Source organism: Thermoclostridium caenicola (assembly GCF_900142095.1).
Taxonomy (GTDB): Bacteria; Bacillota; Clostridia; order DSM-8532; family DSM-8532; genus Thermoclostridium_A; species Thermoclostridium_A caenicola.
In genome coordinates, this window is the sequence record NZ_FQZP01000002.1 from 72,983 (window position 1) to 86,617 (window position 13,635).

At 53.5% G+C, this 13,635-nt stretch carries 14 protein-coding genes; 5 read left to right on the plus strand and 9 right to left on the minus strand.

The genetic code is table 11. The features are described 5' to 3' along the window. Positions 1–208 precede the first annotated feature (208 nt). Positions 209–1,492, plus strand: a complete 1,284-nt coding sequence (gene trxB / locus F3H12_RS01000; RefSeq protein WP_243133152.1) for a thioredoxin-disulfide reductase — start codon at positions 209–211, stop codon at positions 1,490–1,492. Between the two features lie 34 nt (positions 1,493–1,526). Here trxB and F3H12_RS01005 read toward each other — a convergent pair whose 3' ends face one another. Further along, a complete protein-coding gene (locus tag F3H12_RS01005; protein WP_149677474.1) occupies positions 1,527–2,156 on the minus strand; it encodes a cyclase family protein in 630 nt (209 codons plus the stop codon). A 194-nt stretch (positions 2,157–2,350) separates the two neighbouring features. Between F3H12_RS01005 and F3H12_RS01010 the strand changes: the two genes are divergently transcribed. Together F3H12_RS01010 and F3H12_RS01015 are read left to right on the plus strand one after the other, a co-directional pair. Continuing rightward, positions 2,351–3,016 carry a cytochrome c biogenesis CcdA family protein gene (locus F3H12_RS01010; RefSeq protein WP_149677475.1) on the plus strand — a complete coding sequence of 222 codons (666 nt, stop codon included), beginning with the start codon at positions 2,351–2,353 and terminating at the stop codon, positions 3,014–3,016. 67 nt (positions 3,017–3,083) lie between these two features. Then, on the plus strand, positions 3,084–3,707 hold the full coding sequence (locus F3H12_RS01015; protein WP_149677476.1) for a redoxin domain-containing protein: 624 nt from the start codon (positions 3,084–3,086) through the stop codon (positions 3,705–3,707). A 4-nt stretch (positions 3,708–3,711) separates the two neighbouring features. On the opposite strand, the gene F3H12_RS01020 is transcribed toward F3H12_RS01015, so the two are convergent. The 6 genes from F3H12_RS01020 to F3H12_RS01045 all read right to left on the minus strand — a co-directional run bounded on the left by F3H12_RS01020 (position 3,712) and on the right by F3H12_RS01045 (position 10,321). Next, positions 3,712–4,623: a ribonuclease Z gene (locus F3H12_RS01020; protein ID WP_149677477.1), complete on the minus strand. Its 912-nt coding sequence runs from the start codon at positions 4,621–4,623 to the stop codon at positions 3,712–3,714. A 141-nt stretch (positions 4,624–4,764) separates the two neighbouring features. After that, entirely contained in the window at positions 4,765–6,345 is a 1,581-nt protein-coding gene (locus F3H12_RS01025; protein WP_149677478.1) for a glycosyltransferase family 39 protein, read from the minus strand. A gap of 109 nt (positions 6,346–6,454) precedes the next feature. Further along, positions 6,455–8,872, minus strand: coding sequence for a beta-glucosidase (locus F3H12_RS01030; protein ID WP_149677479.1), 2,418 nt, complete (start codon positions 8,870–8,872; stop codon positions 6,455–6,457). A gap of 203 nt (positions 8,873–9,075) precedes the next feature. After that, complete coding sequence (locus tag F3H12_RS01035; protein WP_188118300.1) at positions 9,076–9,510, minus strand: metal-dependent transcriptional regulator; 435 nt, start codon at positions 9,508–9,510, stop codon at positions 9,076–9,078. 127 nt (positions 9,511–9,637) lie between these two features. After that, positions 9,638–9,868, minus strand: coding sequence for a glutaredoxin family protein (locus tag F3H12_RS01040; protein ID WP_149677481.1), 231 nt, complete (start codon positions 9,866–9,868; stop codon positions 9,638–9,640). Positions 9,869–10,039: 171 nt separating this feature from the next. After that, positions 10,040–10,321 carry a metal-sensitive transcriptional regulator gene (locus tag F3H12_RS01045; protein ID WP_149677482.1) on the minus strand — a complete coding sequence of 94 codons (282 nt, stop codon included), beginning with the start codon at positions 10,319–10,321 and terminating at the stop codon, positions 10,040–10,042. Between the two features lie 260 nt (positions 10,322–10,581). Here F3H12_RS01045 and F3H12_RS01050 point away from each other — a divergent pair, with 260 nt between their 5' ends. Further along, positions 10,582–11,151: a hypothetical protein gene (locus tag F3H12_RS01050; RefSeq protein ID WP_149677483.1), complete on the plus strand. Its 570-nt coding sequence runs from the start codon at positions 10,582–10,584 to the stop codon at positions 11,149–11,151. A 58-nt stretch (positions 11,152–11,209) separates the two neighbouring features. Here F3H12_RS01050 and F3H12_RS01055 read toward each other — a convergent pair whose 3' ends face one another. After that, entirely contained in the window at positions 11,210–11,974 is a 765-nt protein-coding gene (locus F3H12_RS01055; protein WP_149677484.1) for a MerR family transcriptional regulator, read from the minus strand. Positions 11,975–12,039: 65 nt separating this feature from the next. Further along, positions 12,040–12,786 (minus strand): nitroreductase family protein, encoded by a 747-nt coding sequence (locus F3H12_RS01060; protein WP_188118301.1) that lies wholly within the window; start codon positions 12,784–12,786, stop codon positions 12,040–12,042. Between the two features lie 178 nt (positions 12,787–12,964). Here F3H12_RS01060 and F3H12_RS01065 point away from each other — a divergent pair, with 178 nt between their 5' ends. After that, entirely contained in the window at positions 12,965–13,609 is a 645-nt protein-coding gene (locus F3H12_RS01065) for a LysE family transporter (protein WP_243133153.1), read from the plus strand. Positions 13,610–13,635: the final 26 nt, after the last annotated feature.

Here is a 13,635-nt window from a genome sequence, read left to right on the forward strand (position 1 = left end):
GCTTATTGTACCATATTATTGCCATACCCGGGATCACATACTACAGCAGGCAAACCACCGTTAAAAAGCATGCCTGTGCGCTCAGGATGTGTTTTTTACCGGCAAGTGGTAAAATAGTTCTGTCGAATAAAACTACAAGGAACCCGCCCAGACAGCAAGGGAATGAACTTAACCCGTGCAGGAACAGCGGGGAGTTGGAGGTGCCCTGATGATGAATATCCTGTCCGTTGACAGCAAACATTTTGAGCAACAGGTATTGAAATCTACCTGTCCGGTTGTGGTCTATTTCCGGTCCGATGATTGCCTGCCGTGCATAACATTTGACGGCATTTTCGAGCGGGTCGCGCCTTCCAGGGAGTCGATCCGCTTTGTGAAGATATTCACACCCGAAAACCGGCAACTGGCCGAGCAGTATGGGATCAAATCCTTTCCTACCCTCCTGTTCTTCAGCGACGGAAAAGAGGTTTGCCGGCGTTTGACCGGATATATCAGCTATCAGGAATTCAGGGAAGCTGTGGATATGCTGGATGCCCGGATTTGCCCGCCTGATGACAGGGCCGTGGTTCATTGCGACGTGCTCATCATAGGGGCAGGCCCGGCCGGGCTGACGGCTGCCATCTATGCCGCCAGGAGCAAATTGTTTACCGTGGTTCTTGAATCAGGTGTCCCGGGTGGGCAGGTCATCACTACCTACCAGGTGGAAAACTATCCCGGAACCAGCGGCGCCATCAGCGGCTTTGACCTGATGGAAAACATGATCAGGCAGGCACGGGAATTCGGGGCCCGGATCGACGACATGCAGGAGATCGAGGAAGTCCGGCTTGAGGGAAACGAAAAGCATGTGAGGACCAAAGCGTGCGATTATTATGCCAAGGCCGTCATCATTGCCACCGGGGCTGAGCCGAAAAAGCTTCCTGTCGCCCAGGAAAGCGTATTCAGGGGCCGCGGCATCCACTATTGCGCCTCCTGCGACGGCGCTTTCTACCAGAACGCGGAACTGGCCGTAGTGGGGGGCGGCGTTGCCGCGTTTGAGGAGGCCGTATTCCTGACCCGGTTTGCCAGGAAGGTGACCATCCTGATCCGCTCCGACACCCCCAGGGCCCCCAGCTCCTACGTGGAGGATGCCCTGAAGAATCCCAGGATCGCGATACGCTTTAATACTGTCATAACGAAGGTCCTGGGCGATGATTTCGTCCATGGCGCCGTACTGGAGAACACAAAGACCGGCGAGACTTCAGAGATGAAATTGGACGGTATCTTTGTCTATATCGGCTCCCAACCGAACACGCAGCTTTTCAGGCCCTGGCTGAACCTATCCGACAGGGGTTATATCATCACCGGCGAGGACATGGCCACAAACATACCAGGGGTTTTCGCCGCCGGGGATGTGCGTGAAAAAGAGGTGCGCCAAATCGCAACCGCTGTGGGCGACGGTACCATCGCTGGCATCATGGCGGAAAAATACATCCATGCGTCAAAAGAGGCGCAATGAAACTGGAAGGATGAGACTTTCCTTCCGGACGACGTCAAAAAAGGCACGGGTGAATCAGCACAGCCCGCACCAGGCTGGCTTCCAGGCCTTTCAACTTCAGAGGCAGCGCGATGAGGGTGTATTGGCCGGCACCCGCATGGGCCAGGCGCAGCCCTTCCAGGATGATGATACCTGCTTCCATCAGGATCCGATGGGTCAGGTGTCCGGGTTGCCCTCTCTCAATGCCCAGCGCGTCGATGCCCACACCCCTGACCTTGCAATCCCTCAGGTACCTGGCCCCGGATTCCTCCAGATAGACGAAGTCGTATTCAAAAGTCTCGCTCTGTGAGTTCCGGGTCTTAAGGAGGACGAAATCGTCGGCTTCAATGGGCTGACCCGCCAGGTCCTGCTCCGTGATTCGGTCTTCCACATGGCTCAGATCCAGCACACGGCATTTGGTGACCAGCCTGTCCAACGCCATTTGATCGATGGTACTCCCGTTCTCCAGGATATGGAGCGGCGCATCCAGATGGGTACCCGTATGCAGGTTCAGGGTTACCCGGGTTTCATAGGCGGAGCCGCCTGAATGATCCCTGGTTACGGTAAACACAGGCCTGTTTTCATCCCTGTTCTTATAAACCATCATTTCAGGATGAATGGTCATGGAAATATCCAGGATTCTCATGCTGAGGCCTCCTGTCGGACAGTTTTTCGGGCAATGCGCAAAACCATTTACCGGACTTTCATTATATCATATAATCATGCCAAAGCTCCCCATAAAGGCCAACCGGTTTCCCGGATTTGTGACTTGGTCACATCCTGCGCAGGATATGGCTTGCTATACTATAATCAGGTTATACTAGCGAAAAGGAGCGGACTATGGATTATATTCTTGCCCTGATCGAAGGCATTGTCACATTTGTGTCGCCCTGCCTGCTGCCCATGCTGCCCATCTATGTTTCCTACTTTGCCGGAGGGCAGGACAGCAAAAGGAGAATGCTCGGCGCCCTTGGTTTTGTGCTGGGTTTTACGCTGGTGTTTGTGTCGCTGGGAGCCTTTGCCGGATCGGTCGGGCATCTTCTCAGGGAATATGCCCTGGCTATCAACCTGGTAACCGGCGCAGTGGTCGTGCTGTTCGGCCTCAATTACCTTGGGCTTCTGAGGCTCCCCCTGCTCAACAAGGTATCCGGGATTGGAAGTACGCCCAAAAATCCGGGTTTTTTCTCATCCATACTGTTCGGCATGATCTTTTCCATCAGTTGGACACCCTGCGTCGGCACATTCCTGGGTTCGGCCCTCATGCTGGCGGCCAATTCCCGGAATGCTGCAAAGGGCATCCTGATGCTGCTGCTTTACTCCTTAGGGCTGGGCATCCCTTTCATCATATCCGCCTGGCTGCTGGACAGGCTGAAAGGAACCTTCGATTTTCTCAGGCGTCATCATGGCACCATCAACACCGTATCAGGCCTGTTGCTTGTGCTTGTTGGCCTGGCCATGATGACGGGAATGCTGAACAGGCTTCTGGCCTATCTCTCCCTGCAATGAGGCTCCCGGTTCTTTATGGCCTGATGCGGCACGGGGGGAGTAAATATCATAATTCAGGAGGCATTCTATGACCAAAACCACAAAGACTTTGCTTGCCATAGCGGTATTCGCCGTATTTCTGGCAGGTGCGGTCATCCTCTACAACAACCTGTCGGAGCGGTATCCCGCCGAGAATCCACTGGGCACCCCCGAACCGGGAACACAGGAACCGCCGGTGCAAGGGGTTTCGGAAAGCCCGGAACCAGGCACCACTGAAAAAGCCAGACTGGAGGCGCCGGACTTTACCGCCGTCGACGACGAGGGGAATGAGGTCAGGCTCTCCGACTTCCGGGGAACACCGGTGGTCCTCAATTTCTGGGCCAGCTGGTGCGGACCATGCCGGTCGGAGATGCCCGCCTTCAACAAGGTTTCCCAGGAATATAGCGAGGATGAGCTCGTTTTTCTGATGGTGGATTTGGTGGACGGCCAGCGGGAAACGGTTGAAACAGGCAGAGCCTATATCGAGGAGAACGGTTTCACTTTCAGGGTATTGTACGACACCACCCAGGATGCGGCATATACCTACGGGATTCGTTCCATCCCCAGCACGCTGTTCATCGATAAGGACGGGTATATCGTTGCCGGTGTTGAAGGCGCGCTCAGGGAGGAAATCCTCAGGCGCGGCATCGCCTTGATACTGGAATCGGAATAATCCCTCACGATGGGAAAGTCAGGGTTTTTCTCATCAGATCATGACCTGCAATCGTGGGTTCAAATACCTCCTTTGCATGGGACAGCCAGTCTTCGGGACACGCAAGCGCCGGGCTGAAATGGGTCAGCCAGAGCTCGCAGACCCCTGCCTCCCGCGCCACCCGGGCAGCTTCCGCAAAAAGCATATGCTTTTTGAGAATCGCTTTTTCGGCATCCCCTTCATCCCCATACATGCCCTCGCAAACCAGCAGATCGGCTTCCCTCACAAAATCGCACAAGCCATCCACTGGCCGGGTATCCGTACAGTAGCAGATCTTAATGCCCCGGCGCGGTTCACCCATTACCTGATCCGGACGGAAACTCCTGCCCTTCCATTCGACGGTCTCCCCCTTCTGGAGCTGCTTCCAATACCGGACGGGAATATCCAGTTCCCTGGCTTTTTCCGCATCAAAACGTCCGGGTCTTCTCAGCTCGATGCTGTAGGCCAGACAGGGAATCCAATGATCCACCGGAAAGCACCGGATGAGAAGCCCGTCCATCTCCAGATGGGAAATACCATCTGCAGGACAGGTATACAGGTAAATGGGATACGGCAGTCCAGGCGCTATGGTCAAAAGCCCGGATACCACTTCCGCAAGGCCGGGAGGTCCGATGAGACGGACAGGCTCCTGTCTTCCGGAATTGGCCAGGGTCAGAAGCAGGCCTGGAAGCCCGGCCACATGGTCGGCATGGTAATGGGTTATCAGGATAGCGTCCAGGTTTTTGAACCCCCAGCCGGCCATTTTCATCGGGATCTGGGTCCCCTCGCCGCAATCGATCAGCATCATTCGTCCGTTGCACCGCACAAGCAGGGATGAAAGCCAGCGTTCCGGCAGGGGCATCATCCCGCCCGTTCCCAGAAGGCATACGTCCACCATGATAATTCCCACCCATAAATCGGCCGGGCTGAGCGTAAACGAACCGCTATGGTCCCGGCAATTACTCTTTTTCTATCTTATCACTTTTCTGCGCATCCTGACCTCTTGATCACACCAGCCGGCCAAACCGGGCCGGAGGCGTCATGCATCTCCTGCAAAAAGCTGCTCTTCCCTTTCGAAAACCGGATCCTCCGATGGTCCGGTATTTTTCAGATACCGGCTTACCAGGCGGCTCAGACCATAGTAGGACATGAGAAGCAGACAGGGATAGGTGGGATAGATATAACGCGGTTTGATCTCCCACAGCGTGTAAAAACCGATAAAACCAAGCAGGACAATGGCCGGCAGGATGAGCGGATAGGATTTTTTCTCCCTGAGCGTGGATACAAGCCCATAAAGCACCAGGATGAGCATCAGAAAATTGGCGGCATGCATGAGCCACCTCACCCAGTCCCTCACAATGGTATCCTTCTCAAAAAAGCCGGTGGCAAAGGTGGGATAAAGATAGCCCCAACTGCCGATTCCGTAATACTCCGCCTGGAAGGTGCCTTCCGACCAGAGCCAGAGGTTCTTGGTGAGATAGACCTCCGCTGTTTTCAGCAGCCGCTCGCCCTTCAGTTTTTCCCTGATGCGCTCGGAATAGATCTGTATGCTCCTCTGCCTGTTCTGGAAACCTTCACGCTGGTAGATATTATAGGATTTACCGTCATCCCAGTAGCCAAACTTTTCCTCGTTCATGCCCATGTGGATCCACATATGTATGGGTATGGCGTTCTTCCCAAGGGGCTCCTTTATCTTCTGCTCGTTAAGGAGCCAGCCGTTGATCAGTTGCAGCGGAAGCCAGGCCAGCAACGCCGTCAGCCCGACGAACACAAGGATTTTGGGAAGGTTCGCCCTTTTCAGCACCAGGAACAGGGCCACCGCGATCAGGAAGATGGGACCCAAGTGCCTCAGGAAATGTCCCAACGAAATGTAAACTGCGCTCCACAGCAAATGCCCCCATTTTCCCGTTTTGGAAAACCGGATGGCCCAGTAAATTGCGGCCGTAAAAAAGGTTGTGGCGAAAATGTCATTGTAGACCAGGTTGTTCAGAAGGATCATGGGCAGAAAAAACCCGGAGAAGAGCAGGATGCCATAGCTCCTGTTTCGTCTGCCCGGGTTGGATTCCTCATAGATTCTCATGATGAGGTAAGTCGTAATGGTGGAGGATATGGCGTTCAGGAACTTGGGCACCAGCATGGATTGCGGAAAAAGCCTGTACACCCAAGAAAGCACCAGGGATATGCCGATATTGTTGGGATACTGGTACAGGTAGCCGCCTTTCTGGAAGGCCCTGTAATTGCCATTGATGAGATCCTGCGCAATCCTGTTGACGATGCTCTGATCGGCAAACTGGTTGGCCGGAAGGAGCAAAATATACAGCACCTGCACGGCCAGAGAAAGGTAAAGGATGTTTCCGGTGACATATTTTCTGCCCGTGCGGCTCATACCGGCACCCAGCCTGTATATCCGCACCGAAACAGCAAAAGACAACCCGGCGGTGAACAGCAGGAGCGGGACGTTCTGCCGTATCCAGGCCGGGTTGTCCCCGTGTTTGTAGGCGCAATACTCGGCACGACTAATCAGTGTGCATGCAAGGACGCCGAACAGAAACAGCGTCAGGAGCATGACGAGCAATCTGTGTATGACAGTAGGCTTTCTTCTGGCATCTCCGGCTTTCAATGCGGAATCCCTCTTCACTGCATGATTCTTGACAAAGCTGCCATGTTCCTAATTTGGCTTTCGCCGGATTCCGCTATACAGCCTGTTGTTGCCAGCAATCATCCCGCTTTCAGCGCGACAGCATCTTCGCCAGGCCTTTAAGCCGCTTTCCATTGCACAGCAGAACCAGACCCTCGATCATTTTTTTGCCGATCCGGCCGCCGGTGTTCTGATTGAGCTGTCTGAGCGGCGCCTCATCAAGGGATTGCATGATCATGCGCAGGGTCTTTTCATCGGTATCCCGGTTCATCCTTCTCGCCGCTGCTGCCAGAATCCTGTAAAAGATCCTGCCGGCCAACACCTGACGGATCTCGTTGATGGTGGAATCAGGGGTAAACGTCCCTTTCCGGTGGATCGGCGGATGCACGACGGGTTTTCCGTACAGGGCGTCAAACTCTTGCTTGGGAATGTTGCAGCCGGGCTTCGGATGATAGTAGGAGGGCAGCGGTTCCCTTTTGTCCCAGACGGCGGGATCCACCTCACCCGTGCCTTCAATCCGGACACGGCCGCTCAGCCTGATATCCCGGGAAGAAGCGCCCACCAGGATCTCAAACTCTCCGGACTCCACCTGCCAGCTTTTTGAATGAGTATCGTAAAAGGCAAAGGCCCGCCTGTCCAACCGGAAACGGACTTCCTTCTCCTCTCCGGGCTCAAGGCTGATCTTGGCGAATTCCTTCAGTTCCTTGTCGGGTCTGAAGATGGTACTTTCAACATCGCGGACATAAACCTGGACGATCTCCTTTCCGGCCATGGAGCCGGTATTCCTGATCCGGAAGCTGATGTTCAGGATACCGTTTTCGTCCGTTTTTTCAGGTTCAATAACCAGATCGCTGTACGCAAAGCTTGTATAGGACAGGCCGTGTCCAAAGGGGAACAGCGGTTTCACACCGGCCTTATCATAGAAACGGTAGCCCACATAGATGCTTTCACGGTATTCAACGCCCTTGGGGCCCATGGGGAACCAGGCGGTTGCCGGGCAATCCTCCAGCTTCTCAGGGAAGGTCTCGGCCAGCTTCCCGCAGGGATTCGCTTTTCCGTAAAGAAGCTTCCAGAGAGCAGTTCCGCCCCCCTGACCGGAAAGGTAGAGCTCCAGCACCGCCTTGGCGCTGCCTATCCACGGCATCTCCACCGGTGCACCGTTGCACAGGACAACGACCACATTGGGATTTGCCCTGGCCACCTCCGCAATGAGCACGTTGTGGGCAGGGGGCATCCGCATGTGGATCCTGTCAAACCCTTCCGATTCATAGTCATCGGTGAGCCCGGCCAGGATCACCGCCACATCCGCTGCTTTGGCCGCATTGCAGGCTTCTTCAATGAGTTGCCTGTCAGGTGCGTCGGTTCGGATGTCATATCCCCGCGCATAGGTGATATCGGAAGCATTGGGCAGCGTCATGGCCTGATCATAGGCATTGTCCAGCCGCCACGGATTCACCATGGAGCTTCCGGCCCCCTGGTAGCGCGGATGTTTGGCAAACTCACCGATCAAAGCGATGCGCATCCCCTTTTTCAGCGGAAGAATGCCATCCTCGTTCTTAAGCAGGACAGCGCCTTCACATGCGGCTTCTACGGCCAGCCGATGATGGGCCTCCCTGTCAAAACGGTAGCCATCCGCTTTATTGGCCATATATTGGAGAATAAGCTTTATAAGCCTTGCCACGGCTTCATCCAAAACCGATTCATCAAGTTCTCCTGACCGTACGGCATCCACGATGGCCTGGTCGTTCTCCGGAAATACGCCAGGCATTTCCAGATCCAGCCCGGCCTTCAGGGCAGCCACCCGGTCGCTGACAGCGCCCCAGTCCGACACCACGACACCGTCATAGCCCCATTCTTCCCGGAGAATCTGGGTCAGGAGCAGCCGATTCTGGCTGGCATAGGTGCCATTGACCTTGTTATAGGCACACATGACGGTGCGCGGACCGGCTTTTTTAACAGCCCGTTCAAAACCGGCCAGGTAAATCTCCCGCATGGCCCGTTCATCCACAAAGGCATCGATGGTCATGCGATTGCTTTCCTGGTTGTTGACGGCAAAATGCTTCAGCGAAGTTCCAACGCCTTTGGACTGAACACCCTGGATCAAGGCGCCCGCCAGTTCGCCGGAAAGAAAGGGATCCTCGGAGAAATACTCAAAGTTGCGTCCGCAAAGGGGCGAACGCTTGATATTGGCTCCCGGCCCCAGCAACACACCCACATCTTCCTGCAGGCATTCCTCACCCAGGGCCTCTCCGACCCGGCGCAGCAGATCCCTGTCCCAGGAAGCGGCCAGGCATGATGCCGTCGGGAAACAGGTTGCCTCATAGCTTCCACCCGAAAAATCCTTCGACTGCTTCTGCTTCCTCAAGCCATGGGGACCGTCGGTAAGCATGACGGACGGCAACCCCAACCTCTCGATGGCCTTGGTGTGCCAATAGTCCTCGCCAGAGCATAGCGAAGCTTTTTCCTGAAGTGTCAGCCTGTTAACAATCTCCCTGATCTGTTCTTCCATAGCGACCCCCTCATCTGTAGCCAAGTCTTTATTCCAATTATATCATACCCTTCCTTATAGCCAACGAAGCATGCCGCTCACCGTAAGCCGAACGCCTCTGTCTTAAGCGCAGGGATGTCCCTGACAGGCATAAGAAAAAGGCCGCCAAGGCCTTTAAAAATTCGCAGTTACCGGGGAACAGGCATGACAGCGCTTTGAACCCATCAATCCTCTGCCGCCGGTTCGTTATGGTTTTGGGAATAGCCATACCGGCTCAGAAACTCAGTCAGACGCTCCATGGTATGCGCGCTGACGGCATGCTCCATCCGGCAGGCATCTTCCTCCGCTATGTCCGGATCCACCTGCAGCACCTCGATGAGAAAGCGCTTGATCTGCCGATGGATCTGCCTGACTTTTTCAGCCATATGGCGTCCCTCATTGGTCAGTTCCACAGGCCCATACATCTCCTGGCGCACAAGGCCCTGTTTCTTGAATTTGCTGAGCGTTTGGTTCACGCTGGCCTTGGCGATCTGGAGCTTGTTGGCTATATCGGTTACCCGAACCGCTTCTCCGCTTTCCTCAAGTTCCAGGATAGCTTCCAGGTAGTCCTGCATGGATGCGGAAAGCTTTTTCAGTTCTGAAATGTGAGCCACCCCCATACTTAGGCCTCTCATGTTAGCTTTATCTAACATTATCATTATAGCCCAACCCTGCCAGAAGTCAAGCCAGGAAGACACAGACTGTCATCAGGCTGTCAAAAAAGAGGTACGATGCCGTACCTCTTTTTTAAGACCCAATCATTTCGTCGATCTTCTTCTGGTCAAATCCGACAATAATCTGCCCGTTGATGTCGATTACCGGAACTCCTCTCTGACCGGATTTCTCGATCATTTCGATGGCTTTCCGGGGGTTTCTGGATACATCGATATCTTCGAAAGCGATGTTTTTGGAGGCCAGATAGTTTTTTGCCATGGTACACCACGGGCATGTAGGCGTGGAATAAACCTTTACAGTCATCTCATTCCCTCCTTTGCACATCCGGTGACAACCCAGCCGTGATATACCCCCTATGGGTATATTATAGCAAAATTCTACAATTTCCACAAATCTTTTTGGTTCCCCACCTATCTTGGCTTGATACTGCCGGTCCAATCCAGACAATTCATGGATGCGCAAAAGAGGCAAAAATCAGTCCGTAAGGTGCGTAAGGCTTTTTATGGCTCTGGACAGCTCTTCCGCCGCTTTTTCCCTGTCCTGCGCCGAAACCATGTCCTCCAGGCATGATACGGCATGCCGCTCCAGGATCAGGCTGCCCACCTTTTGAAGCGCCGCCCTGGCTGCCGCAATCTGGGTCAGTATATCCATGCAGGGCTTATCTTCAGCGATCATCCGCAAGCCCCTGTTCTGCCCTTCGATACGGCTGAGCCTTTTGATAAGGTCTTCCCCTGACGTTTTGTGCCGAGTCGGCATAAACCTTCCTCCAGATCCAGGATGTCATTATTTTATAGGATTCAGCCTGCTCCTTCAATGTGCGGCCGTTTCCGGTTTGATTTATCCGTTATTGCCAATAAGATTGATACCTGTTACAATATATGTAACAGTTATAATACTGGAAGAATATTTCTATTATGTTGTAACCATCTTAGTATTTGAATATTTTCTGATTGATAATTGGTAAGAAAATGGGTATTATAATATTTGAATCTGAAAATAAAAAAGGAGGAAATCAAATGAAGCATAGATATGCTGCATTGATGATTCTCATGCTTTGCGCATTCGTTTTGGCAGGATGCGGCGCAGAACCCGCTCCCAATGTCACAACTCCTCCTGCCAATACCGGTGGTTCTACCAGCAGCCCTGATGCCTACTCAACACCATCCATGGTAACCGACGCTGCAGGATTTGAAAAGGCCATCAGCAAGGACGGTGTGTGGATTATCTGCCTTCTGAACGACCTGACCATCAACAAGGAGCTTGTTCTGGATGGTACCTTCACCAACGGCAAGAAGGACGACAAGGGTAATGATATCATCCAGAGGAAGATCGCCCTCTATGAGCAGGATCAGAACCGCAACATCACGGCCAGATACACACTCGCCGTTCCCAAGCTGACCATCAACAGCCCCAACGCCAGCATCCAGCATGGTACATTCAAAGGCGATCTGTACGTTAATGCTGAGAACTTCCAGCTGGTGGATACCACAGTGGAGGGTAATGTTTACTTCGCTTCGGATGCCATCAAGAACAGCTTCAAGATGGACGAAGCCAGCAAGATTACCGGCGAACAGAAGGTTCAGTAAGACTGACCGCTGGCTATGCAGAAATTGAGAGGGCTGCAGCAAAGCAGCCCTCTTTCTTTCAGCTTTTTTGGCCCGTGTATATCAGGATGGCATCTCGCAGGAAGGCGGCCATACCCGGCTGTTCCTTGTCGTAATGGGCTCTGAACCTCTCATCAGCCACATACATCTCCGCCAATCCCGCATGGGCCTCCCTGGAGTAATCGTCCCAGAAGAAGCACAGCCACTGCCGGTGCAGGTCGGCAGCCTCCTGGGCAAGCTCACTGGCCGGATCGCCGCTCTTGAACGCTTCCCGCAGAACCTCTGTCAGCTCATTGGACAGCGCCTCCAGTTGCGCATGCTGCTCCCTGGTCATGTTCAGCACTTTCCGGCCTGATTGGTCCACGGCTTCATCACCGTATTTCTCACGGGCCTCCTTTCCGAATTTTCTCTCATTCTCCTCAACAAGCTGCTGTTTGAAACCCATGAATTTTTCCTGATCGCTCATTTCCATTCTCCCTCCGCATGCCGCAATGGTCTTCTCCACATTGGCCAGGAGCAGATCCAATTGGGCCCGTTTTTCCAGAAGCTTCTCACGGTGTTCCATCAGCGCCTGCATCCTGTCAAAGTTGGGTGAGGAGAGGATCGCCATGATCTTCTCCAGGCTGACGCCCAGCTCCCTGTAAAAGAGGATCTGCTGGAGCCTGTCAACTTCCCTTGTTCCATAAATCCGATATCCCGACGGATTGATTCTGGCCGGCTTCAGAAGACCAATCTCGTCATAATACCGGAGTGTCCTGGGGCTCACGCCTGCCAGACGTGCCAGCTGCTGAACGGTGTATTCCATGATATCGCCTCCGAAACCACCTTACACCTTTACGCAACGTCAAAGTCAACAGCTTTTTCGTAAAATCAGATCCCGGAGACAGAAATCACATATTCATAGCCCGCAGGTGCTTCCGGAAACTCAGGCTGCCTGGCAAAAACCGGGTCCTTCCCAAGATGAAGCCCGGCCAGCCAAACATGGCATAACGCAATACCCATATCGATTTGATTGAGCCTTTCATAGATCAGGGCTTTCAATCCGCCGGTTCTGATACAATAGGCATGTATCCGATCGGCCTCCTTTTTGAAATACCAGGGCTGGCTGTTGACCGAAGATGGAGCCAGTCTGGCTGCTTCCAGCAAGGGATCCTCAGGGACATTGGCTATCTTGCCGAGGGGTTTTCTCTTAAACTCCGACAGACTATCCCGATACAAAGAACCCGCAGCTTTCCCAAAAGCCATCGCGATGACGAACTCCATCCCGGGCTTGATGGCAATATTTCCCGAAGGCTTGGCTAAACCCACCCAGCAGGAGCCAAGCCCCATGGCAGACAGGGCAAGGTCCATCTGCTGCAGAATGAAACCCGCATTAACCAGGTACCCTTCCCTGTTTTCCGATGACATCACGAGATAGTGGGGAGCTTTGAGGGCCAGCAGACCGCGTATGGTATCGCCCTGTACAAGGCTGATATCGGTCCGGATATCAAAGAGCGGCTTCAGGGAAGGAAGGAGCCTGGATACCTCATCCGTCACCGAAGCATCCAGGGGCGTCATCTCATATTTCCTAACCGATTTTCTCCTGAAAATAGACTGGTAGAGCCTTTCAAAATCCATAATCCCATCTCCTTTTCCGTACGTCATATATACGTTTGACGCCGCCGAAAGTCTTATCCGGACGATGAAGTTTATGTGCCCGGATTCACACGGCGCCAGAAATATGAGATAATAAGGGACAATCGGCAATGCCAAACCGAACCTGTGGTACCACAGGATACCAGAAGGGTGATCCGTCTTGTATACTTTTATACGGTCTTTTATCATCGGGTTTTCCGGGGCCATGATGCCCGGTTCCCTGCTCACCTATACCGTCGAAAAAAGTCTGAAGATCGGTCCGAAGGCCGGTCCGCTGGTTTCCCTGGGCCATGCGCTCCTGGAACTGGTGCTGGTCATCCTGCTGTTCATCGGAGTCGGCCAATATCTTGAAACACCCCTGGCCCAGATGATCATCGGATTCCTGGGTGGCGCCGTGTTGATCTTTTTTGGCGGCAGTATGATCAGGGATGCGGCGAAAGGGAAACTCCAGATTGACATGAAGAGCGCGTCAGCCGCCAAAAGCGGTGGGATTATCCTGGGAAGCATGCTGGTCAGCGCTTCCAATCCCTATTTTGCAGTATGGTGGGCGGCCGTCGGGCTGGGACTCATGATGGAAGCCTATAACCTTATGGGGGTGGCCGGTGTTGTGCTGTTTTACACGGGCCATATCCTGTCCGATTTTTCCTGGTACACGTTGGTGTCTTTTATCATCGGCAAGACCCGGAAGTTCATCAACATGAAGATCTACAGGATCATCATCGTCGTTCTGGGAGCTGTGCTCATCGCTTTCGGCGCCGGTTTCCTGGTTTCGTCGGTGAAAATGCTTTTAGGGCCTGTTTCCTGAACCTTAGGTTTCTCAGCGACCCATCC

Bases quoted from the DNA above. Each gene is read 5' to 3' on its own strand.
- F3H12_RS01015 (WP_149677476.1), top strand. From the start codon at position 3,084: ATGACCAAAACCACAAAGACTTTGCTTGCCATAGCGGTATTCGCCGTA.
- F3H12_RS01040 (WP_149677481.1), bottom strand. From the start codon at position 9,868: ATGACTGTAAAGGTTTATTCCACGCCTACATGCCCGTGGTGTACCATG.
- F3H12_RS01005 (WP_149677474.1), bottom strand. From the start codon at position 2,156: ATGAGAATCCTGGATATTTCCATGACCATTCATCCTGAAATGATGGTT.
- F3H12_RS01020 (WP_149677477.1), bottom strand. From the start codon at position 4,623: ATGGTGGACGTATGCCTTCTGGGAACGGGCGGGATGATGCCCCTGCCG.
- F3H12_RS01010 (WP_149677475.1), top strand. From the start codon at position 2,351: ATGGATTATATTCTTGCCCTGATCGAAGGCATTGTCACATTTGTGTCG.
- F3H12_RS01045 (WP_149677482.1), bottom strand. From the start codon at position 10,321: ATGCCGACTCGGCACAAAACGTCAGGGGAAGACCTTATCAAAAGGCTC.
- trxB (WP_243133152.1), top strand. From the start codon at position 209: ATGATGAATATCCTGTCCGTTGACAGCAAACATTTTGAGCAACAGGTA.
- F3H12_RS01030 (WP_149677479.1), bottom strand. From the start codon at position 8,872: ATGGAAGAACAGATCAGGGAGATTGTTAACAGGCTGACACTTCAGGAA.
- F3H12_RS01035 (WP_188118300.1), bottom strand. From the start codon at position 9,510: ATGGGGGTGGCTCACATTTCAGAACTGAAAAAGCTTTCCGCATCCATG.
- F3H12_RS01060 (WP_188118301.1), bottom strand. From the start codon at position 12,786: ATGGATTTTGAAAGGCTCTACCAGTCTATTTTCAGGAGAAAATCGGTT.
- F3H12_RS01055 (WP_149677484.1), bottom strand. From the start codon at position 11,974: ATGGAATACACCGTTCAGCAGCTGGCACGTCTGGCAGGCGTGAGCCCC.
- F3H12_RS01050 (WP_149677483.1), top strand. From the start codon at position 10,582: ATGAAGCATAGATATGCTGCATTGATGATTCTCATGCTTTGCGCATTC.